Origin of the sequence: Anaerococcus groningensis, assembly GCF_046365465.1 — a bacterium.
Lineage (GTDB): Bacteria > Bacillota > Clostridia > Tissierellales > Peptoniphilaceae > Anaerococcus > Anaerococcus groningensis.
Genome location: NZ_JBGMEG010000001.1, coordinates 60,573 through 83,206, shown reverse-complemented (window position 1 = coordinate 83,206; position 22,634 = coordinate 60,573). Strand labels below are relative to the sequence as shown.

At 29.6% G+C, this 22,634-nt stretch carries 26 protein-coding genes and 1 pseudogene; 19 read left to right on the top strand and 8 right to left on the bottom strand.

Annotation, left to right across the window (positions count from 1 at the left end):
- Positions 1-2: 2 nt before the first annotated feature.
- The 12 genes and pseudogenes from AB9Q04_RS00425 to AB9Q04_RS00370 all read left to right on the top strand — a co-directional run bounded on the left by AB9Q04_RS00425 (position 3) and on the right by AB9Q04_RS00370 (position 8,458).
- Positions 3-620, top strand: a complete 618-nt coding sequence (locus AB9Q04_RS00425) for an ABC transporter ATP-binding protein (protein WP_463049193.1) — start codon at positions 3-5, stop codon at positions 618-620.
- A complete protein-coding gene (locus tag AB9Q04_RS00420; RefSeq protein ID WP_019191915.1) occupies positions 610-1,086 on the top strand; it encodes a hypothetical protein in 477 nt (158 codons plus the stop codon). The genes AB9Q04_RS00425 and AB9Q04_RS00420 overlap by 11 nt, the downstream gene beginning before the upstream one ends.
- 67 nt (positions 1,087-1,153) lie before the next feature.
- Positions 1,154-1,474 (top strand): mediterrocin family bacteriocin, encoded by a 321-nt coding sequence (locus AB9Q04_RS00415; RefSeq protein ID WP_410023429.1) that lies wholly within the window; start codon positions 1,154-1,156, stop codon positions 1,472-1,474.
- A 903-nt stretch (positions 1,475-2,377) separates the two neighbouring features.
- Positions 2,378-2,773 (top strand): annotated as a pseudogene (locus AB9Q04_RS00410) (hypothetical protein); the annotation flags it as partial.
- Positions 2,774-3,129: 356 nt separating this feature from the next.
- Positions 3,130-3,294 carry a hypothetical protein gene (locus tag AB9Q04_RS00405; RefSeq protein WP_410023428.1) on the top strand — a complete coding sequence of 55 codons (165 nt, stop codon included), beginning with the start codon at positions 3,130-3,132 and terminating at the stop codon, positions 3,292-3,294.
- An 88-nt stretch (positions 3,295-3,382) separates the two neighbouring features.
- Complete coding sequence (locus AB9Q04_RS00400; RefSeq protein WP_410023427.1) at positions 3,383-3,616, top strand: helix-turn-helix transcriptional regulator; 234 nt, start codon at positions 3,383-3,385, stop codon at positions 3,614-3,616.
- Positions 3,617-3,819: 203 nt separating this feature from the next.
- Positions 3,820-4,929: a C47 family peptidase gene (locus AB9Q04_RS00395; RefSeq protein ID WP_410023426.1), complete on the top strand. Its 1,110-nt coding sequence runs from the start codon at positions 3,820-3,822 to the stop codon at positions 4,927-4,929.
- Positions 4,919-5,281 carry a hypothetical protein gene (locus tag AB9Q04_RS00390; RefSeq protein WP_410023425.1) on the top strand — a complete coding sequence of 121 codons (363 nt, stop codon included), beginning with the start codon at positions 4,919-4,921 and terminating at the stop codon, positions 5,279-5,281. The genes AB9Q04_RS00395 and AB9Q04_RS00390 overlap by 11 nt, the downstream gene beginning before the upstream one ends.
- Positions 5,282-5,912: 631 nt before the next feature.
- Positions 5,913-6,308 carry a GntR family transcriptional regulator gene (locus tag AB9Q04_RS00385; protein ID WP_410023424.1) on the top strand — a complete coding sequence of 132 codons (396 nt, stop codon included), beginning with the start codon at positions 5,913-5,915 and terminating at the stop codon, positions 6,306-6,308.
- Positions 6,308-7,174 (top strand): ABC transporter ATP-binding protein, encoded by an 867-nt coding sequence (locus tag AB9Q04_RS00380; protein WP_410023423.1) that lies wholly within the window; start codon positions 6,308-6,310, stop codon positions 7,172-7,174. Before AB9Q04_RS00385 ends, AB9Q04_RS00380 begins: the two co-directional genes overlap by 1 nt.
- Positions 7,171-7,821, top strand: a complete 651-nt coding sequence (locus tag AB9Q04_RS00375) for an ABC-2 transporter permease (RefSeq protein WP_410023422.1) — start codon at positions 7,171-7,173, stop codon at positions 7,819-7,821. Before AB9Q04_RS00380 ends, AB9Q04_RS00375 begins: the two co-directional genes overlap by 4 nt.
- Positions 7,822-7,834: 13 nt before the next feature.
- The gene (locus AB9Q04_RS00370; protein ID WP_410023421.1) at positions 7,835-8,458 is read left to right on the top strand and encodes an ABC-2 transporter permease; all 624 of its coding nucleotides are present in this window, start codon (positions 7,835-7,837) and stop codon (positions 8,456-8,458) included.
- Positions 8,459-8,894: 436 nt separating this feature from the next.
- Here AB9Q04_RS00370 and AB9Q04_RS00365 read toward each other — a convergent pair whose 3' ends face one another.
- The 6 genes from AB9Q04_RS00365 to AB9Q04_RS00340 all read right to left on the bottom strand — a co-directional run bounded on the left by AB9Q04_RS00365 (position 8,895) and on the right by AB9Q04_RS00340 (position 13,277).
- Positions 8,895-10,226, bottom strand: a complete 1,332-nt coding sequence (locus AB9Q04_RS00365; protein WP_410023420.1) for a relaxase/mobilization nuclease domain-containing protein — start codon at positions 10,224-10,226, stop codon at positions 8,895-8,897.
- 1 nt (position 10,227) lies between these two features.
- Positions 10,228-10,584: a plasmid mobilization protein gene (locus AB9Q04_RS00360; RefSeq protein ID WP_410023419.1), complete on the bottom strand. Its 357-nt coding sequence runs from the start codon at positions 10,582-10,584 to the stop codon at positions 10,228-10,230.
- 168 nt (positions 10,585-10,752) lie between these two features.
- Positions 10,753-11,835: a virulence RhuM family protein gene (locus tag AB9Q04_RS00355; RefSeq protein ID WP_410023418.1), complete on the bottom strand. Its 1,083-nt coding sequence runs from the start codon at positions 11,833-11,835 to the stop codon at positions 10,753-10,755.
- Positions 11,828-12,310 (bottom strand): ligand-gated ion channel, encoded by a 483-nt coding sequence (locus AB9Q04_RS00350; protein WP_410023417.1) that lies wholly within the window; start codon positions 12,308-12,310, stop codon positions 11,828-11,830. The genes AB9Q04_RS00355 and AB9Q04_RS00350 overlap by 8 nt, the downstream gene beginning before the upstream one ends.
- Positions 12,311-12,318: 8 nt before the next feature.
- Entirely contained in the window at positions 12,319-12,867 is a 549-nt protein-coding gene (locus AB9Q04_RS00345; protein ID WP_019138702.1) for an ImmA/IrrE family metallo-endopeptidase, read from the bottom strand.
- Between the two features lie 8 nt (positions 12,868-12,875).
- On the bottom strand, positions 12,876-13,277 hold the full coding sequence (locus AB9Q04_RS00340; protein WP_000852880.1) for a helix-turn-helix domain-containing protein: 402 nt from the start codon (positions 13,275-13,277) through the stop codon (positions 12,876-12,878).
- Between the two features lie 188 nt (positions 13,278-13,465).
- On the opposite strand from AB9Q04_RS00340, the gene AB9Q04_RS00335 reads away from it, so the two are divergent.
- From AB9Q04_RS00335 to AB9Q04_RS00305, 7 genes are all read left to right on the top strand, one after another.
- Positions 13,466-13,987 carry a hypothetical protein gene (locus AB9Q04_RS00335; protein WP_410023562.1) on the top strand — a complete coding sequence of 174 codons (522 nt, stop codon included), beginning with the start codon at positions 13,466-13,468 and terminating at the stop codon, positions 13,985-13,987.
- 269 nt (positions 13,988-14,256) lie between these two features.
- Positions 14,257-14,667 (top strand): sigma factor-like helix-turn-helix DNA-binding protein, encoded by a 411-nt coding sequence (locus tag AB9Q04_RS00330; protein WP_410023416.1) that lies wholly within the window; start codon positions 14,257-14,259, stop codon positions 14,665-14,667.
- A gap of 537 nt (positions 14,668-15,204) precedes the next feature.
- Positions 15,205-15,342 (top strand): hypothetical protein, encoded by a 138-nt coding sequence (locus tag AB9Q04_RS00325; protein WP_162832783.1) that lies wholly within the window; start codon positions 15,205-15,207, stop codon positions 15,340-15,342.
- A gap of 55 nt (positions 15,343-15,397) precedes the next feature.
- Positions 15,398-17,152 carry a recombinase family protein gene (locus AB9Q04_RS00320; RefSeq protein WP_410023415.1) on the top strand — a complete coding sequence of 585 codons (1,755 nt, stop codon included), beginning with the start codon at positions 15,398-15,400 and terminating at the stop codon, positions 17,150-17,152.
- 47 nt (positions 17,153-17,199) lie between these two features.
- Positions 17,200-18,228 carry a S66 family peptidase gene (locus tag AB9Q04_RS00315; protein WP_410023414.1) on the top strand — a complete coding sequence of 343 codons (1,029 nt, stop codon included), beginning with the start codon at positions 17,200-17,202 and terminating at the stop codon, positions 18,226-18,228.
- Positions 18,229-18,889: 661 nt separating this feature from the next.
- Positions 18,890-19,495, top strand: coding sequence for a CadD family cadmium resistance transporter (locus tag AB9Q04_RS00310; RefSeq protein ID WP_410023413.1), 606 nt, complete (start codon positions 18,890-18,892; stop codon positions 19,493-19,495).
- 493 nt (positions 19,496-19,988) lie between these two features.
- Complete coding sequence (locus tag AB9Q04_RS00305) at positions 19,989-20,249, top strand: STM3941 family protein (protein ID WP_410023412.1); 261 nt, start codon at positions 19,989-19,991, stop codon at positions 20,247-20,249.
- Between the two features lie 224 nt (positions 20,250-20,473).
- Here the strand turns inward: AB9Q04_RS00305 and larD are convergent, their stop codons facing one another.
- Both larD and larA read right to left on the bottom strand, forming a co-directional pair.
- Positions 20,474-21,181, bottom strand: a complete 708-nt coding sequence (gene larD / locus AB9Q04_RS00300) for a D/L-lactic acid transporter LarD (protein ID WP_394011765.1) — start codon at positions 21,179-21,181, stop codon at positions 20,474-20,476.
- Between the two features lie 17 nt (positions 21,182-21,198).
- Positions 21,199-22,476, bottom strand: a complete 1,278-nt coding sequence (gene larA / locus AB9Q04_RS00295; protein WP_394011764.1) for a nickel-dependent lactate racemase — start codon at positions 22,474-22,476, stop codon at positions 21,199-21,201.
- Positions 22,477-22,634 lie beyond the last annotated feature (158 nt).

The window sequence follows — 22,634 nt, the reverse complement described above, 5'->3', positions numbered from 1 at the left end:
AAGTGATAGAGATAAAGAATTTATGTAAGAACTTTGATGAGCATGTATTGTTCAAAAACTTCAATTTAATAATTAATGATGGGGATTTCCTTTGTATCACTGGTGATAGCGGGACAGGGAAAACTACCTTATTAAATATGATCGGTCAACTAGAGCCATATCAAGAAGGAGAAATCCTATTTGAAGGAAAACCAATTGAAACTAAAAAGGATAAACTCGATTTATTCAGGAAAAAACTTGGGTTTATCTTTCAGAATTTCGTGTTAGTAGAAAGCAAAACAGTGGAAGAAAATCTAAAGCTTATAAGAAAAGAAGATCGTACGGATGTAAGTATAGATTCTGCATTAAAAATGGTAGGTCTAGATGATAAAAAAAACAGTAAGGTATATACTTTATCTGGTGGTGAACAACAGAGGGTCGCTATGGCTAGGTTGTATTTAAAGAAATGCAAATACATACTTGCAGACGAGCCAACTGGGTCTCTAGATAGAAAAAATGCGGAAAAGATATTTGAGATTTTAAAGCAGTTAAATGATATCGGAAAGACAATTATCATTGTAACACACGACGAATATTTTAAGAGTAAAGTAGAGAAAAGAGTGAATCTCAATGAAATTTAAAGATAGAAAAGTTTTATCTAAATTTATTTCAACTATCTTAATTATAGTTTTGGTATTTCATCTCTTATGGTATATAAATTACTCAAAGTTTCCAAAAGTAAGCGGTTATGAACAGGGTGTTAAAAATTACTATAAAGAATTTGAGGAGTATATTATCTCTTATCATCCTCCCCAATATCCAAGCTTTATTGGGAACTATGCCATAAGCGACTATGAAGAAGATGTTCAAATAGTTTTTTGGCCTAAAACACTATTGAAAAATGAATCTGAAATCGGTATAATATTATACAATAAGGAGAATAATACCAATTACTTATTTTATGTAGATGACCAATTTAGATATCTAGCAGATAAAAGTACTCTTGATGAACTTGAAGAAGAAATAGCTTTGAAGTTGTTAGAAAAGAAAGAGAGTAAATTAAAAGAGTATATGACGGTCTTGTTAGAGGAAATAGAATCTAATTAAGACCTAGTATAAAATATTATAGAAAGGAGGGAAGAAAATGAATAAAAAAGCTAAAGGATTTATCCATATGCTAGCATTAACGGTTATCTTAGGTGTGCTAACAGCATCTCCAGTAATGGCAGGTAGTTTGTCTAGAACATACTCAGGTCAATTTGTTAATGATTGGTCAAAGACTGCAAAATATGGGAATGCTACTCTAGAATACGGGTTTAACACATTCTTAATAAAAGAAGATACTTGTTATGCTAATCATAGTGGTGCTAATCATTATGCTAAGATTAGGAATGGCAATGGAGTACATGTTGGACCTTCAAAGCCAGCTGGAACATGGTCTAATCAAGAGGTTACTCATTCAGGATCATCAGTGACATACTCATGTGAGTATTAATTGTCGCAGGAAAAGGGCTCTTATTCTTTAGCTAAGCTAAAGAATAAGAGCCTTTTAATTCCAAAGAATTAAGCAAAACTTAGAATTAGATTCTAAGTTATTAAAGCCTCCTTATATAGATAACTATTCTTTTTTATTAAAAGTGATAATAGATAATGTGTATTTGAGACAAGAAAAATATTCTAAGCTTTAGCTATTGTTACAGATTTAAACTATAAAAAATCAGGTTCTACATGTTTCGTAGTTAAGCTTTTTGCGTAAAAACTAAAAATACTTAAATTAATAGTTTGAGCCATAGGTGGATAGTATCATTAAAAAGGATGGTTGTTATGAAAATAAGAAAAGGTATATATTTTTTCCTAGCTTTGATATTCCTATTTTTTTGATATGGGCATCTATTTTTCTAGGGACAAAATCTTTAGAGATGTCTGTAATATTAGTGGAAATATTATTTGTGTTTGCAGGATTCTTATTGTCAAAGAGACTAATAATTGGTGGAGTGATAGGGATGTTCCCATCTATTTATTCGTGTTATCAGAAAATTATTCCAAAACAGGGATAGAGACACCTGTAGGAATAGCTCTATTCATATACTATTTGTTATGTATTATTGATATTCACATAAATAAAAAGAATAGGTAATATAATCGATAAATCATAGGGCTAGTATTAATCAAGCTTTGTATACAGAGATAACAAGGAGGTTATCTCTTTTTTATTTTAAAGAAAGGGGTTATATATGAAAAAATTAGAACAAATAAGACAAGAGTCAAAAGGAATTTAAGATAAAATAGAAGACACAGTAGAAAGATTAAGGAAACTAAAAAAACTAAGAAAAAAATGAAAAGGACAAGAGAGGTAGAGGAGGGCGAAAGGCTCTCCTTATTTAGTACAAGAAGGAAATTGGGAAATATAGCTGGAAAATTAGAAAATCTTGAAAGAGAAAATGCAAAGGGAGAAAAATTTAAAGTAAGTAATTTTTCTCTTGTTTCAAAAGATGACGATGGGAATAAAATTTATACCAATTGTTCAGCCTATGGAGATAAGACAAAAGATTTAGAGAACCTAAAACAAGGAGATTTTGTTAAAATATTTGGTCAAGTAAAAACAAGCATTGACAACAACGGAAAGGAACATAAGAATGTCCGTATTTTATCTTCTAAGCTCTTAAAAGCGAAAGAACAAGTAAAGAGTCAAGACAAGGATAAAAAGTCCATATTAGGGCAAATAAAAAGCTTTAAGACAGATGACAAAGTGAAGTCAAATAAGAAAGACCATAGCAAGGGTACAGAGAGGTAAATATCGGCAGTCTTCGGACTGCCTTTATTTTTTTGTCATATGTAAATAGATTGTATAATGGTGCTATATGTGGAGATTGTAGTATTGATGTATAGATAATAACATAACAGATTATAAAAGTAGGATTGCACTCGGTAAAATTGAAACAGCCTTAACTGAGAAAAACATGGGATATGACGGAGACTTAGAAATCGCTCTTATTCCAGAACTTTTAGAACTAATGTTTTGATGGAAAAATCGGATTCCAACAAAGTTCTAAATGAGTCTTAAAATTCTGCCTCAAATAATTGAATTATGGGGGCTAAACATAAAGTCAGAAGAAGTTCCTAAAAAAAGTAAGACCAACAGAAAGACCAATGACTACACCCTTGTTTCTATTAAGGGCTGTAGAATTAGGTCTTTCTGTTTCTGATTTATTCCTACTAACAATTGGACTTGTAAATGATATGTTCACAGAAAAGAATAACGATGATTATAAATATAAGGAAGTGGCTACACAAGAAGACTTTGATAAGTTTTAATAACAATGCAAATATATTTGCAATATAAAAAGAAATATATTATAATAGAGTTAAATTAAGAATGTTAGATAGGTAGGTTCAAAATACTTTGGAAAATAGTATAAGAAAAATTAGGAAAGAAAAAGAATTAACCCAAGAACAATTAGCTGATGGGCTTAGTGTAACAAGACAATTTATTAGTCTTTTGGAACGTGGAGAGGCTCAAGCCACAATTTCAGTAGGAATAGAAATTGCAAACAAACTAGACACATGTGTTTATACATTATTTGGTTTTGATAAGTTTGAGTGTGAGCAGTGTCATGAAGGTGCAGGAGGAAATTAAATGGTATATTTAAATCCACAAAGGTATAAGAATGGTGATTGAGAAGATGATATTTTGGTTTTAGATTAAGATTGGTAGTTAAAACATGAAGTATCTAAATTCTATAAGGTAGAAATAGTACTAAATAGCGTAATCTAGGAGATTAGAAAAAGAAGGATGAAAGCATCAATTACAAAAAACAAATGAATAAAGGAGGTTCTAGGATGAAGAGGTTGTTAACATTAGTGATAGCATTAGTAATGATGCTACCAGTTTTATCGTCGAGGTCTATTGCAGCTAATGAAGGTGAGCAACCGGATGTAAAAGAATTATATTTAGTTTCCGATAAGGTTAATGAGAATCATATTACATATGCTAATAGCGAAAAAGAGAACGTGCTAATGGCTTTAAAAGATGTAATATCTCTAGATGGATTTGTTTTGGAAGACATGATTTCATTTGGGAAACCATTTAATTTAAACGAATCAACATATATACCAATCATAATAGATAATAAAATAGTAGCATTGATGGCTGTATCGGATTTCGAAGGAGAATTAGGATGGACTCTGTCAAAGGATTTTTCTGATGGCTTAAATCAAATTTCTGAACTTACAAGTCTCGAATCACCTGCTTTTTTATATACAGTGAAGGGAAATGTCTTTGCAACTATTTCGGGTAAAGAAATACAGTTGACTTTTTATCCTGAACTGGAAGTATCTAGTGATTCAAAATTATATAATGAGACTGAAATTCCTTCAAAAAATGCAGTAAATATAATGGAAATCGAAAACTTAGAGGATAGCTATAGACTAGATAATATGGTTTATGCACCAAGGTCTTCAAGTAGTAAATATATTGATTTAGATCTAGCAGAAACTCAAGGGGATCAATCTTGGTGTTCGGCTTTTGCTGGTGCTCAAATTTTAAGACAAAGAGGAAAAGGAAAGATTTATGCAATCAATATAATGAGATATTTCTATCCAAATGTTAGTTATGCCGATTTAAAGAAAAAATCTATTTCACATAAGCAACTAATTAAATATGCTAATAATAAAAAGTCATATCCATCAGAAAGTACAGGAACTTTAAGTCTAGATTCAGTAAAGAAGCAAATTAATTCTAACAAATCAATATATCTCAGTTGTTATGGGACAGGGACATACAAAAAAGCAAATCATGCCCTTGTCTTAAGAGGTTACAACACAAGAAGCAACACGTATTCTGTATGGAATCCTTGGAATGCTAGTTATGTCAGTATGTCCATATCAAGTAAGAGTATATCTGTAAATGGTGGCAAGTTTGTATGGAGTTCGACAATTTATGGATGGTAGATATAAAAAAATCTTTGCTTCTATATTATTACTAATTACTGTAATAGGAGGAATATATATAGCAAAGAATACAAGTAAAGATGATATTGATGCTAATTATAAACCTATGGTAAAAGTAGAAGACAAAATTTATTATTGGTCCAAAGATCTAGAGGATATTAGTCTAAAAGATTTTACCTTGATAGGAGAAGTAAAAAAATCATATAATTCTGGATCCAAGTCAGTAGATGAAGGAAGTGAAAATTACTCAAGTAATGTATTTCCTACAGGGTCGAAACTTTATCTTTATGATAAAACTAGTATTATTGTTGAGACCAATAGTGGAGTCAGCCTATGTGTTGAAGGAAAATAACTTTTTTCTATGGGACTACAAACAACAAAATTTTAAAATTTGATACCTAATAAAAATTAAAAAATCAAGATTGTTTATATAGAATAGCGTGAACACAGAAGCCATGTTTTGTGGAATTAGTAGTGAAGTTAGTAACCAACAAATGAAGGCATCTAGAAAAAATCTAGGTGCCTTTTTCATGTCTACTTTTAGGATAAATGACAAAGAGTCAAGACAAGGATAAAAAGTCCATATTAGGGCAAATAAAAAGCTTTAAGACAGATGACAAAGCTAAGTCAAACAAGAAAGACCATAGCAAAGGTGCAGAGAGATAAATATCGGCAGTCTTCGGACTGCCTTTATTTTTTGGATTTATATTTTTAAACTTTAATATTTTTTCATTATATATTGGTTGCTTATTGCATTATATGTATTTAAGGTATTGATTAAATATTTCTAATAGTGTAAAATGTACTTGTACAATAAGTACATTATGTACATTTGCGATGTGTCATTTCAACAAGTTATTGCTTGAAAACAATTAAAATAAAATTAGAAAGGTAATTCCATATGAAAAGATCATTAATTTATAAGAGTATTAAACTTAATAAATGTATGCATCTCTAATTTTTTATTTAGACGGAGGTAGAGTTTGGAAATACTTATAAGTTATCAGTCTAAAAACCCTATATATATTCAAATAGTATCGCAAATTAAAAAACTTGTATTAGACGGAAAAATAAAACCTGGAGATAGTATTCCTGCAATGAGAACTTTGGCTAAAGATTTAAATGTCAGTGTTATAACTGTTCAAAAAGCATATGAAATCTTACGAGATGAAGGTTTTTTAAACACAGTTGTAGGAAAAGGTACTTTTGTAGAGAAGCCTGAGATTCACGATTTAAAAATTAACCAAAAAGAAAATCTTATTACAAAAATCGATGAAACAATTAAATTTGCTTATATTAATGGTTTTAATTCTGATGAGTTCTTAGACTTGGTAAATTTACAAGTTAAGAGTTTTGATGATATGAGAAAGGAGAAATAATGGAGAATATATTAGAAGTTAAAAATATAGAAAAAACATATCCAAATGATGGATTTAAATTAAATAAAATAAACTTTGATGTCCCAAAGGGATCTATAGTAGGAATCATAGGAGAAAACGGCTCTGGGAAAACTACTACTTTGAATTTAATTTTGGGATTAAAATCCAAAGATGGTGGGACTGTCAAAATATTTGGTAGAGAATTTAATATAGATGATGTAGATATAAAAGAAAAAATCGGTGTATCTTTTGACGAAATATACCTGCCATCTAATCTAAATGCTAAAGAAATTTCAAAAATATATAAAAGTATATATCATGGATGGGATGAAAAATTTTTTTTTAGTAGTATAAGTAATTTTGGAATTGATAATGGGAAAAAAATTGGAGATTATTCAAAAGGGATGCAAAAAATGTTATCCATAGTAATCGCTATGTCACATTCACCTGAATTATTAATCTTAGATGAACCCACAAGTTCACTCGACCCTGTAAAAAGAAGTGAAGTATTAGAAAAATTTCAAGAATTTATAGAAAATGGAGATTGTTCAATAGTTTTTTCTAGTCATATTACAACCGATATAGAACATATTTGTGACTATGTAGTTTTTATAAACAAGGGGAACTTAATATTCGCAAGTCCTACAATTGAGCTCTTGTATGAAAATTGTATTGCTAGGTGTACTTCCGAAAGTTTCAATAAACTTGATAAATCAAGCATAATAGCTTATTTACAAAAAAATAACCAAGTAGTCGTTTTATTAAAATCTAGAGATGACTTAGACAAATCTATTGATAATAGTATAATAGAAAATCCGACTCTTGAAGAAATTATGAATATATATTCTAAAGGTATTGTACTATGATGGGACTAATAAAAAAAGATTTAATTGTTTCTGGACTTAAGTTAAAGCATATCTTTGTATTTTTAATGCTTATTATAGGATTGTTCTATCTTGAAATAACTAGAGAATATATCCCGCTTATTTCCTATGGCTTAATGTTGTTTGCTCCTCTTATTTTCTTTTTAAGTATATCGAATTATATGGAAAATGATGATTACAAAACTGAAATTCTTTTTCCTATAAGAAAAAGAACAATAGTAAGAGCTAGATTTCTGGAATATTTTATTATATCTTTAATGTGCATTACATTAATATATTCAATGGTGTATATAAAACAGGTATTTGATAAAACTCAACTCGAAAGTCATCAAATAAATTTATTAGCAACAGGTATTGGAATGACTCTTATTTATGGTGGTTTAGTACTATGTATGATGTTTGTAGTCGGACAAGATCGTATTAAGGAAATAGGGATTGCAGCTTTCATATTTACCTTAATTCCTGTAAGACTATTTATGGAAATAGTAAAAAAAGTTCTCGGATTAACAAATGTTTTTGATTTTTATAACTACACCAATATAATATTAGCTTTTATAGGTTTTTCTATAGTATTTTTCCTAATATCGTATTTAGTGTCTATACTAATTTTTATGAAGAAAGAATATTAAATAAGGAAGATACATGAGAGGATTGTTTTCATATTACATTAATCTTTCTAAAAGAAGATTTCTCTTATTTATGTCTTTACTAATAATAGTAATTTTAATCAGTATATTTGAATCTGCTCATGAGTTGGTATTATTGTATTTAGGCTTTTTACCTACCATGTTACTTGCCTATAGCTATGATCAAAAATACAAAAAGTTTGTATTTGAAAGATTGGTCCCTGTTAATGCTAGAAAAATAATGACAACTCAGTATTTAGTTATTCTTCTTTATTCGTTACTTGGGTGCTTAATGTCATTACTTTATTTGCTAATTTTAAAGAAAATGGATGTCAACCTAAATTTTAACGAACAAATAACTAATATTAAGTTAATAATGTTGTTTTCAATCAATCTAAATATATCGATATTAATTAGTTCGTTAATTAAGAAAAAAATGTATAAAATATTTGCTTATGGAATACCAGCTCTTCAAGCATTAATTACATTTAAAGATAAAGTAGCAGTCTTAAATATATATGATAAAATTAATTTCTTTTCACAACAGAATATGGAATTATATAATATTATTGTAACTATACTATATATATTAATATCTTTACCTCTATCGTATAGGTTATATAAGAATTATTATAAGTAATTAAAAAAATATAAAATACCATAATTTGTATTTTATGTATTAGTAGTATTTCTACAAAAAATGTTGTGAAAATTAGAATAATTAAGAAAGCATAGTAAAAACACAAGGGCTGTTGCAGAATCAAAAATTTGTAGATTTCAACTAAAGACCACATACAAAAATTTCAATAAGTTATCAAACGGGACTGAAAATTTCATGTTGTGATTCTAGTGATGATACGATACAATCATAGTTTTGCAGCAGCTTATTATTTAAAGAGGTATTTATGAAAATTGATTCACGAAAAAAATTTATTATTGCTGTCCATGGAGTTTTGCTCATTTTAATATCTTTGATAATGGTTTTTTATCCTATTTATATATCTAACAAATATCTTTATCCCATAATAATTAGAATTTTGTTTTGTATGTTAAATTGTTTAGAGTTTCATTTTATTTTACCTCTCTACTTCCTTTCCATAATAATTTTCATAGTTTTTCCTATACTGAACAAGGTCAGAAAATTGCTCTTTATTCAAAGAATACTCTTGCATAAGGGTGTTCTTTTTTTCTTGCAATTTATCGAGATTTGATAGTATTTCTTTTGTATTTGGTAGTTTTTTATAGTTTTCTAAAATTTCTTTTGCGGCTATTTTATATACGGAAAGTTCGCTATAGTACTCCTCTGCAAATTGCTTATCTTCAGGATTTTTCTTGTGGTATTTGTAGATTTCACGATACTTATTTATAGTATTTATATTTTCCATATCTTGGGATAAACTCTTCATTTCAGTTTCAATTTTCTTTATTTTATCTAATAAGCCTTGTCTATCATCAGCAGATTTTTTGATCAGGTCATCGAGTTGAGTAATTGAATTAATTCCTTGTTCTCTAAGTTTAATTATTGAATCAGCCATTGTTTTGATATTGTGTTTTCTTGCCCAGACTTCGTAACCTTTAGAGGATTTTGCTTTTTCATTAGTAGAGATATCAATAACATTTCCTACACGTTTTTTAATAGGATTAGCTTTATTTTTAATGGCTAAATCTATTCTTTCTTTGATTTTTTCTTCGGTATAATCTTCTCCGATAGTCTTAGCTCTTGTAAATCTTTTTTTATCTTTATGACGAAAAGCAATGTGTTTGCCAAACTTAATTTCATAATCAATAGATTTCATATTATCTAAAAATTCTTCCCAAGATTTAGACTTATTAATCATTCTATCTATATCAAATTGCAGTTTAGACTTCCAAGAATTTCCTTTCTTGTTTTGGTCATATTCGTACCAAGACTTACCAGCAGTTTTATATTTTCTTTTGTAAGCTTCATAATATTCATCAATGACTGAGAGCTTATTTTCTTTACATAATTCGTCACTTTGAAACCTGATTTTATGGTAAGTTTTTTTGTTAGACTGGTAGCATTTACCAGTCTTGTAATTAACATTATTAAAAATAATATGGTTATGAATATGACCTCTATCTATATGAGTTGCAAGAACAAATTCATAATCTTCTTTTAAAATTTTCTTACATAATTCCATTCCAATTTCGTGAGCTTTTATAGGATCAACCTCTCCTGGTAGAAAAGATTGGATCAAATGTCTAGCCAAAACTGTACCTTTAGTATCATTGTCTTCTCGTGTTTTCATAAATTGAATATGGGCAGTAGATGGATGGCATTTGAAGGAAGATACCAAGATTTTTTCATCAGTTTTTCCACTCTTAGTTATATAGTCTATTGCCAAATTTAGAGTTGATTTTATAGGATGTATTTTTGTAATTGCCATACTAATCACCAGAACTTTCTTTTGATTTATTTAGAAGTAGGGAATGGATCTGCCATATTTCTCTTGATAATTTTTCTATCTGTTTATTTATTTCTTCAATTTCATTTTTGTAAATAACACCAGTTGTATTAGTAGCCTTGGCGATCTGGTTTATATTATTTGTTGCATTTGAAAGTAGCCATTGTAAGTTTCTAAATGGTTCTAAATCCACAACATAAATTTCTTTTTCTATTACACATTTCCTAAGAAAGTGGGACATAGTTTTGCAATTAGCAAGTTTCATTTTCTTTTCAAAAACTTCCTTTTCTTCCTTAGTTAATTTTATTTCTATTCTTTCATTTCTAAATCTATTTGCCATTTTATTCTCCTTTATAAATATATTTCGGGGTCTTAGGGTTCTACCTAACAAGGTAAAAATTAAAAAAATGGAGCATTCCGTAAAGGTTTGCTCCATTAATTTTTTCGTAAGTGTCCGTACACTTACTGTGCTTGCTATTAAAGTTATAAGCGTTAAGCGTATATTAAGTTATTCTTCTAATTTTTTAGTATCATCTTCTAATTCCAAGAATTTATCAAAATCACTTTTGTAGAGTCTATCTTGTATAATTCTGTATTTTTCAAATTCACTCTCTGCGTGTTTTTTAGCAAGGGCTGCGGATACTTTTCCTGCATCGTTTAAGATTTCTTTATCCCATAATTGCAAAAATCCATTTAATCTTTTTTCCCAATCTTCCATAGTCATAGGGATATGTCTTTCTGCTTGCAGTTCTGCCATGTCCAAATATGATGAAACAATTCTTTGCATTTGATTTAATTCTTCTTCGTTTAGATAATTTTTTGCAACAACTACATCATATTTATGAATTTTTGAATCTGGGGATCCTTCCCAAGTAGTAAGTCCCATATTTTTAGTTTTGTGATTGGCTCTATCTACAATTAATTCAGCTGCAGTTTTTCCATGAATGGCATAGTGTAATTTGTTTTGAATAGCGGCAAAAAATCTTTTTGTTGCTTTTGCAGATGGATCATAGTCTAAAGAAGTAGCATAAATATCTGTGATTTTTTGATAGAATCTTCTTTCAGATAATCGAATCTCACGAATTTTTATAAGTAATTTTTCGAAATAATCCTTGGTAAGTTTTGTGCCAGAATTTTTGAGTCTTTCATCATCCATTGCCCAACCTTTAATTGTAAAATCTTTTACAATTTGGTTTGCCCACTTTCTAAATTGGACGGCACGTTCGTTATTTACTTTAAAGCCTACTGCAATAATTGCTTGTAGGTTGTAGTGTTTTGTTTCTCTTGAAACATTTCTAGAACCTTCTTTTTGAACTATTAGGAAATTCCTAATAGTTGCTTCTTCTTGTAATTCACTATCGGCATAGATTTTTTTAAGATGTTCATTTATTGTTGCGACACTAACATCATAAAGAGCTGCCATCATCTTTTGAGTTAGCCAAATATTCTCATCTTCATATCTAATTTCTATAGCTTCTTGATCATCACCATTAGCTGCAATAAAAGTCAAGTATTCAGCAGCAGATGATCTAATTTGAAGTTCATTTTTTTCTTGATTTTCGTCTTTGTTTTTATTCATTTCTTTACTCATAATTTCCTCCAAGTATAAATTTCATTCTACCTTTAAACACTGGAATACTAATCAAGAACACAATTACATAATGTATAAAGGAATTTATCATCATACTTTTTGTTATTGGTAATTGATGATAAGTTTGACCTACTATTCTAAAAGCACTTAGTGTGCTTGTAATAAAATCAAGTGCCAACCATAAAGCAACTGATGATCCTATAAAAGCAATTATATAGTTTAAAAGTTTACTAATCCTTGGTAGCTTTTGATTTATTAAAACTAGCAATATTCCATAAATTATTACTACTGTAATTGAAAGGGGAATAGCTAATTTGTTATCTAGTTTATCTTTTATGGATATATAAAATCCTAAACCGACAACTATAAAATCAATCAAAAATGCTGAGATTTTTACAGAGTAGGTAGAGATGAGATAGTAGAAAACTATTCCAGAAAGGATTAATAGAAAATATCCTGTAATAAAAATTCCCATAGAGTCTCCTAATAATAATCATCATGTTCAGGGCGATAGTTTTTAAGAAAATCTCCCTGAGGTATATTAACATTAACTGGTTTATTAAACTTGCCCATTTTTGCTAACTCAGAAATTTTTAGATTTAGTAAATTTATATCTACACCTAATTGCCCAGCAATTTCATAATCACAAACTTGATCATTGATATTATCTAGGACGTCCTCATCACTAATTAATAAATGAGCTGCAAAAATATTAGCTTCAGTTTCAAATTTATTTGTAGGGTTTAGTACTGTTTGGTCATGAAAAGCTCCGCCACTCATACAATAATCTCTGTGAAGTTGATCGTGACCTAATTCGTGTGCTAATATGGTCTTTCTATTAAAATTTGTGTTGCTACTGATAAAAATAAATCTGTTCCTTTGAATATAATGGTACATTCCTAAAAGTATTTTTGTTTCAGGTAGATATACCAGGTTAATATTCAAAGCTTCTATTAATTCGATAGGATCTCGTGTCTTATATTTTTTTATAAGTCGATTAACCTTATCATATATATAGCGATTCATGCTCATAAAATCACCTAATCTTTTTTCTTACGACCGTATTTCTTGTTTTCTCTTTTAGCCTCCCAATAAGCACGAGTAATAGCTTCAAAAGCAGCATCTTTATCTTCGTCAGAAATTTCTCCACCAGCAAATAAAGAGCTTAGACCTTCTGTTAATGCTCTAGCTTTTTCTAATTCTCTTTTGCCACCCATGTTATAAACTCTATTTAAAAACTCGTCACTTTCTTCTAGAAGATAATTGTAATCACAGTCCATAACTTCAGCTATTTTTTTGTAAACCTCGACATCTCTTGGGTATCTTTCTCCGTCTTCATAATGTACAAGAGTTCTTGTACTTATTCCTATCATTTTTGCAAAATCTGCTTGACTTAACTTTTCTTTTTCACGAAAATCCTTTAATCTATCCGCAAAAGCCATAATTTTAACCTCCTGTACTAATGTGCATTTATAAATTTTAATACGAACAATAGTACTTGAATTATTTTTCAATTTGAGATATAATACAAACTGAACTTATATTCATATTATAGCACAAACATTCAATTTTGCAAATAAGTTGTATTGGGGTGATTAGATTGAGAATAAGTAAAACTTTAAAGAATATAATGAACATGTATACAGATAGTAACTTGAAATTTGAAGAAATTAGTTCAGCTGCAAAACTTATTTTAAGTTTATATAGACAAGTTACCTGGGCAGTAGATAGTAGGGCAAATTTTATGATGTTTGAGAGTAAAGAAAACTATGGATCAACTTCAGAATCTGCTTACTTGTATCTTTCTACATTTGCTCCAGAAAAAGTTGAAGAAAAGTTTAATAATAGAGTTTCCAATGTAATGGATAGTAAGCTTATGCTTTTAATAATTTATGATGCCTGTGTTAGGCTAAAAGTTTATCCAGAATATGGAGAAATCTATCATAAGATTATTTATAAATACTACATTGCTGAAAAAAAGATTACTGATGAAGCTTGTATGAGAAGTGTATCTTTAGAGAGAACTGTTTATTACCAAAGAAAAAAGGAAGCAATTGCATTGGTTGGTGTAATAATTTGGGGATATACTTTACCGACTGCTATTAGCCAACTTGAAGACGGTCGTAGCATTGAAGAAATAATGAACATCTAAGAAATTAATTTATGACGAACTGATTGCGTACTATTTCCGAATGAAAAAAGTACCATATACGAATTTTATGTGTACTTAAGTGCATATATAATATCCATGATGGGTGATTTGCACCTAAATTTAATATTGGCATTTATTGGCTGAAAGAATTTATTTTCTTTCGGTCTTTTTTTATGCCCAGGAGAATATATGCATAGAATTAGAAGCCCTCCTTGTGTGAATTTTATTTTCAAACAAAAGAAATTCATGTCAACAAGGAGGAAAAATTAATGGACAAAGAATATTATTTATTTGTAGAAGGAAAGAAAATAGTTGTTAGCAAGGAAGTATATCTTGCCTATCATAGTGAATTGAATAAAGAGAAATATCAAATAAGAAGAGACAGGTTAAATAACTGTTTCTTTTTTTGTTCCTATGATCATGATGGAAACTTCGAAGAAAATTTAGAAGATCTGGAATTTGATGTTGAAAAAATTATCGAAACAAAGGAAATGATTGAAGAAGTAAGAAGAGCTATTTCTAAACTCAACCCTGTTGAAAGGGATTTGGTAGAAAGTCTTTTTTATAAAGAAGAAACAATTAGAGAAGTAGCTACTAAACTGAATATTTCTCATCCAGCCGTTATTAAAAGGCGTAATAAAGTCTTAGAAAAACTAAAGGAAATGTTGGGAAACTTTTAGATGACATTTAGCAAGAGGGTCTAATTTTCACTGTTACTTATGCAGTGGGAATTAGACCTTTTTATTTAACCAAATTTATTTTTGAAAATTGGTTACCAAGAAAGACTTCTTTTCACTGTTAAGTATAAGAGGGTAATTTTAAACAATTTTGTTTCATCAAGATAAGTATTTTCTGATGGTCAAATTTTAAAAAGATTAATAACTCTCGATAAATTTTGAACCTTAACAATTGAATAGACCAAGACAAGACGTTAATCATTTTTGGAGCGTAATAACCTATCCGCCAAGATCTTTCTGCTGAATAATTCGGTAAAACAAGTACTGCTAAGCTAAAAGCAAGGGAAGAAGAAAGGGAGCGATAAGTAAGAGTTTGAATATAGGGAGGGATACCCTATTCGCTATGAAGAAAATGAGGATAATGATACTTCTAAGGTTGAAGCCGGCTCATCCTGAACAGAGGCGGAGGTGAGATTCCTATGTTGCTAATCCAAGGCACTTGTCAATGTCAAAAAACTTAAATTTACATAGGAGGTTATTATGAAAGCAATAAAAGTTTATAGCATGAGAGTTGCTATGTTATGTAGACTTTATGATCTTAAATTAATTAATGATAAGGAATATACAAAAATAAAAAATAGAATAGAAAATGATTATAAGAAGAGAGATAGAAAGTAGTTAATCTTGTGATATAATAACACTGTAGAAAGATACAAAATGGGAAGGAGGTAAAATGAATACTAAAGTAAAATTAATAAAAGCTTCAAATACAGGAGCTAGAAATAGAAATGCACTACATTTAGATTTAAAACGAGTTGCAGCATATTGTCGAGTTAGCACTGATAGTAAAGACCAACTTGAATCATATAAATCGCAAGTTGATTATTACACAAATCTAATAAAAAATAATAAGAACTGGACTCTGGCTGGTATATATGCAGATGAAGCGACAACAGGGACAACTGCTACTAAAAGAGCAGATTTCATGAGACTAATTAGCGATTGCCAAAATGGAGATATAGACATGATAATTACTAAATCTATATCAAGATTTGCTAGAAATACATTAGATACCTTAAAATATGTAAGACTACTCAAGGAAAATAACGTTGGTGTAGTATTTGAAGAAGAAAATATAGATACTTTGACAATGGATGGAGAGCTATTATTAACAATATTAAGTTCAGTAGCTCAACAAGAAGTAGAAAATACCTCAGCCCATGTAAAAAAAGGACTGAAAATGAAAATGGAAAAAGGGGAGCTTATTGGCTTTCAAGGTTGCCTTGGATATGATTATGACCCTATAACAAAAAGCATCTCTATAAATGAAGAAGAAGCCAAAATTGTTAGATATATCTTTAAAAGATATTTAGAAGGCAATGGTGGTTCGGTCATTGGTAGGGAACTAGAAGAACAAGGATATCTCACCCCTAGAGGTAAAACAAAATGGTCTGATACTACAGTGTTAGGAATAATTAAAAATGAAAAGTATATTGGCGATATACTAATGGGAAAGACCTTCACAGTTGATCCCATAACAAAAAGAAGATTAGCAAACTTTGGTGAATCTGATAAATATCACATTGAAAATCACCACGAGCCAATTATATCAAGAGAAGACTTTGAAAAGGCACAGGAGATTAGACTCAGGAGAGCACAAAATAGAAACACTATTGCTAATAAGGATAGAAAAAGAGAAAAACTATCAAGGCAATATGCTTTTTCAAGTATGCTGGAATGTGGATTTTGTGGCGAAATACTTTCAAGAAGAACTTGGCACACAAGTTCAATTTACAAAAAAATTAACTGGCAATGTGTAAAATCAACAAAAAAAGGTAAAAAATATTGTCCTCATTCAAAGGGAATACAAGAAACAGCAATAGAAAAAGCATTTGTTGAAAGCTATAGGCAATTATGCCATGCAGATTCAACAGTAATAGATGACTTTTTAAAAATTGTAGAAGAAGAAATAAATGATAATACTTTAGTCAAAGATTTGAAGAATATAGAAAACCAATTAAATAGAATCATTAGTCAAGAAAGAAAGTTAGTCGATCTTCATTTAGAAGATAGTATAGACGAAGAAGTTTATGCTAAAAAGTATAAAAAACTTACAAAACAAAAAGAAGAATTACTTGATGAAAAGAAAACACTAGAGCTAACTATCAAAGATGAAAACTCTATTAAAGAAAGATTAAAGCAATTTAAAAAGGTCTTAGAAAACAAAGAAATTATAGAGGAATTTAACAGAACAGTATTTGAAAGCATAGTTGATAAAGTCGTGGTGGGAAGAATTGACAAAGACGGAACAGTTCATCCTTATGACTTAACATTCTATTTCAAAACAGGAGATAAAGATAGTCAAGATTCTAATAACTTTAAAGATAAAAGAAAAAATGCAAAAGACAATGACATTAATAAATTGTGTTCCTACAAGAATGACGAGGATAAAAAATTATGTCCCCAATCAAAAGACAACGCATGTTGAGACTGTGGTATTGATGACAAGAAAATAAGTATCTACAAGGAGGAAAAATGATAAAAAAAATAGGAATTGTTAGTTTATCTAATGGTGTTTTGGGGGAAAGTTTTATTGAGCATGAAATAAAAATAGGATTAGATAGATTAAATAAGCTAGGAGTAGAAATAGAGTTTTTACCTAATTCTTTGAAAGGTATTGATTTTTTAAAGAATCATCCGGAAGCTAGGGCAGATGATTTGATACTTGCTTTTGAAGATGACACTATTGATATGATTTTATGTACTATTGGTGGAGAAGATACTTATAGATTAGCACCTTATCTGTTCGAAGGGGATAGATTAAAAAATATTGTTAAACAAAAACTTTTTTTAGGCTTTTCTGACTCAACAATAAATCACTTTATGCTAAATAAGCTTGGGATAAAAACATTTTATGGTCAGGCTTTCTTGCCAGATGTGTGCGAACTATCTGCTAGTATGTTAGCTTATACAGAAAAATACTTTTTAGAACTTATAAAAACAGGGAAAATAAATGTGATACATCCTAGTGAAGTTTGGTATGAGGCAAGGGAAGATTTTAGCGAGAAAGCTATTGGAATAGAAATGAAAAGCCATAGTAATACTGGTTTTGAGCTTTTAAGAGGAAATCCTATATTTAGTGGAAAAATTTTAGGCGGATGCATAGAATCAATATATGATATGTTCGATAATTCTAGATTTGAAGATACAGTAGAAATTTGTAGCAAATATGAGTTATTTCCAAGCCTTGAGGCATGGGAGAATAAGATTTTACTTATAGAATCAAGCGAAGAAAAACCAAAACCAGATTTATATAGGAAAATGATACTTTCTCTAAAAGACTACGGAATATTTGATAAATTATCAGGAATACTAGTAGGAAAACCTCAAAATGAAATCTATTATGAGGAGTATAAATCTATTTTATTAGAAGAAATTACCAATAAAGATTTACCTATTGTCTATAATATAAATATTGGACACTCAACTCCAAGATGTATAATTCCTTTTGGGGTAGAAGCAGAAGTAAATGTACGTAAACAAACTATATCCTTTAATTATTAAACAAAATTGAGCTAAACCATGAGCTGTATTTTCCTACTTTAGAATGATTTAGTAAATTATAAGATGTTTATTGATTGGCGTATTCCCAAATACGAGGATTTTGAAAAAAATTAAATTTTATCCATACTGACTTCTCAAGCCATGTGGAGACGGTGATATTGATGTCAAGAAAATAAGATAACAGGCTATAAGATTTTTAAAATAACGGATTTTTGGATTTTTAAGATAAAGTTAGAAGCAATTTTTTTATATTGCATAAATAAATCTTCAATATAGTTGGATAAGAAATGTAATGATGGGATAATATGGTGAACGGCAAAGGTAATAGAAGAATTTATTAAAAAAAATACACACTTTCAAGTATTGCCTATTGCTCTAAAAAGGATATTTACAGGAGAATTGCTTGGAAGAACAGAGGAAAAAATCAAACCTTTGGAGATACTGTACAAGATTAACCTAGAAGCAGAAGCATGTTAAACAAGAACCATATACTTGACAAAATCCGACTATTTTAGTAAACTTTAGCTAATATTAAAAGAAAAGGTGAGAAAATTGTGAAATTATTTCTTCAAATGTCTCCTTTGGCAACTGCCAAGGCAAAATGTGTATGCAGTCAATTTTTGATTAGTTATAAAAATTAAACATTTTGAAAGGAGAAATAATGGAAACAATAGTATCCGCATTACTAGTTTTTGTCTCTACATCAATTGACTATTTAGTTGTTTTGACTATTTTATTCGCCAGTCAAGGCAAGAAAGGCTTGAAATCAATTTATGCAGGACAGTATTTAGGTACAGGACTGCTTGTCCTGGTTAGTCTTATTGCCGCTTACTTTTTAAATTTTATTCCACAAGATTGGATTATCGGACTCCTTGGTCTAATTCCACTAGGTCTTGGTATAAGAGCAATTTTTGTGGATGAAGATATTGATGAAGAAGACATCGAGGGAAAAATTACCGGAGATGGATCAAAAATCTTAGCATTTACAGGTTTAACAGTGGCAATGGGTGGGGATAATTTAGGAATTTATATTCCCTATTTTACAGGAAAGAGTTTGATTGAGATTAGTATAAGTTTAGTAATATTTGCGTTAGGGATTTTGATTCTATGCAAATTATCTCAAAGTCTCGCCTCAATTTCTACTATCAGAGAGGTCGTAGAAAAGTACGAAAAAATAATTGTACCAGTCGTGTTTATTGGACTCGGTCTTTATATATTGATTGAAAATGGAACGATTAATCATTTCATATCCCTAATCACAAGTTAATAATCTATTTGTATATTTCAGACCTATTAAAGGAAATCTTTAGTAGGTCTTTTTGTTTACTTAAAATTCTCTATAATGACCGATAAAAGTTATTAAATTTTGTCAAGCTAAAAAGTGATTAGAACTAATAAAATAGGTTATAATAATAAAACAAGACAAAATATTTTAATTATGTCTAAAAGTTTATTAATATTTAGCATTAAAATTTGTTCGGAAGAACCATGAATAACAGAGTAGAAATATTTAGCGATAAGTTTAAAAGTATAAAGTTGAGTTTAATGGGCATTTTCATGACAGTCTTGTCAATGTTTATATTATTATTTGGATTTTCTATAGGTAATATTTTATTTACTATGCTTATAACAATTATTGCTTTATTTGGAATTATATTTTTTTGTGTGACAACATTCTTTTACATTAAAAATATTTTAATAAATAAACCAATCTTAATTCTAGAAAACGATGGATTTTATGACAATCAAGTATATTATCTTTGAAAAATTCTTTAATTAATTGGAACTCAGTTGATAGGATAGAGTATATGCCTTTAATGAACCAAGGGATGATATCAATATTTTTGAAAGATGAGAAAATGTATTTGGATAAGTTATCATTATTAAAAAAGTCTTTGACCAAAATAAACCTTGCAATGGGATATGGAGAAATAACAATTAATATGAATCAAATCCAGAATATGAATGGTATAAAACTGGCTGAAACTATGATCGAATATCTAAATATACACCATAACTAAAAATCTTAACTAAAAAATTAGGAAGATATAGCGCTTATAAAGTTATATTCTATTAATAGAAATATTTTTACCTATTATGGCTAAGTGACTTGATAGATAAAAAGATAGGTTTTTATCAGATACCTCAAATAAAATATGTAAAATTATTTTATTTGTAAACTTATAAAAAAAATATCAGCATAAAGGTTAAAATCTTTATGCTGATTAGTCTAATAATATATATTTTAAAATCCTAAATAAAATATAGCAAACAATGCTGCTGCAACGGCACCTAGATAAGGTGCAATTCCTGGTACTGTTAGTCCATATTTCCAATCATTATCTGTTTTGTTTTTGATTGGTAATAAGCTATAAGCAAGTCTTGGACCTAGGTCCCTAGCTGGATTCATTGCAAATCCTGTTGGACCACCTAGACCCATACCAATAGCCCATACTAACAATCCAACACCTATTGGTACAAAGTCTGGTTGATTTTTTACAAGACCTAAAATAGATGATAGAAAGATAAAGGTTGCAAAAAACTCTACAAAAAAGTTTCTAGGGATGCTTCTATGGATAGGATTTGTAGAAAATATATTTCTTATTTTTACTGGATCTATATCTAGAGAAGCATCAAATTGATCTTTATATAATACATAACAAATAAGAGCTCCTACACACGCCCCTAGAAGTTCAGCTATAACATAAGGAATAAAGTAAGACCAAGGAATAAGACCAATAATTGATTGTGTTAACGCCATAGCTGGGTTTATACATACATCTCCAAATACTGAAAGTACTATAGTTATACCAAATCCCCATGTAGTTATGGCAAATAAGTGTCCTGAACCTTGGTATTTGGTTTTATTAAGTACTTCGTCACAATGAACGCCCACCCCAAAAATTATCATAAGGGCAGTTCCTAGAAATTCTGCTATTAATTTTGAAAACATCTTATCTCCTTATATATTTACTTTTCAACTACTACGCCTAAACCATCTGGAATAACAACAACTTTTGCATCTTTACCCATGATTTCATAAGCTTTTTCTATTCCTTCATCCATGGTTCTTGCAAGTTGCATGTGCATGTCAGTTACAAGCTTTTCATCTACTTGGTCAGATACCATTATTACATGATAGTGTGAAAGAATACGTGCAAAAATTTGAGCAGTCCATTGATCTGGTAAAGTTTCTAGTCTTGGAGTGTTAGCGGCTAATTCTTCAAATTCTCTAGGATCTTTTACATCAGCAATATTGTGGTAGAAACCTTCACCACCATGACCATCACCACATGCGCAACAACAGATAATAACTCCACCTTCTTTTACTGTTGCTTCTGCAGCAGTCATACCTTTTACAGCTTGGTATATATTTTGATCAAGAGGAGCACCACCATTTGTTGTAATAGCAATATCACAGTCAATTTTTTTAACGCTAGCTAGTTCTCGAACAAAATCACAACCTACCTTATGAGCTTGTTCCATATCACCAGCAAATGAACCGATAATTTCATGTTTTCCATTCAATACAACATTAACTATAAATGCAAGTTTTGCAGTCCTTGCTGCGTAAACCATATCTTCATGGATTAAATTATGGCTTAAATTTCCAGGTCTTGAATTTTTATCTTCTATAAATTCACCACTATGGTTAGCCATGATAGTTTTATAAGAAGCAATACCTGGTAAAACAGATTTTCTTCCACCAGAAAATCCTGCAAAAAAGTGAGCTTCTATAAAACCTTCAGCAATTAAAAGATCACATTCCGCAGCAATTTTGTTAATTATGCAAGCTCCACCGCTTGGTAAAGTTCCAATTTGTTTCATTGAACTATCATCAGTTGATACATGCATTACAATTTCTTCGTTATCTACAATTTCTTGTCCATATTTACTTATTAATTCTTCTCTAGTTGATGGACGATGGAATCCTGTAGCTACCAGAATACGTATGCGAGCATCTGGATTAGCTGAGCGTATTCTTCTTAATAAAATAGGTGTAATTATTTTTGAAGGAACTGGACGGGTATGGTCTGAACTGATAATAACTATATCCTTTTTACCTACTACAAGTTCTTCTAAACTCTTTTGTCCAATTGGATTATCTAAAGAGTCTTCTACTATTTGGTCTTGAGGCTTTTCAGGTATATAATTAGTTTGTTTTCCTTCTAATTTACCTGCAAAGTTTTCATCTTCTAGTGCAACTTCCATAGTTGTGTCATCGTAAGGTACATTGATTTTAAACATTTTTACATCTCCTAATCATATGTTATTAAATCTTTAACGAGAATAATTATACGTTAATTTGTAGCAGTGTCAAAACAAAGTTAGTTATATTTATATTTTTCTAAAATATAAAACTTTGAAAGGTTTTCCTATTTTTAGCTATAATTATCTATAACTTA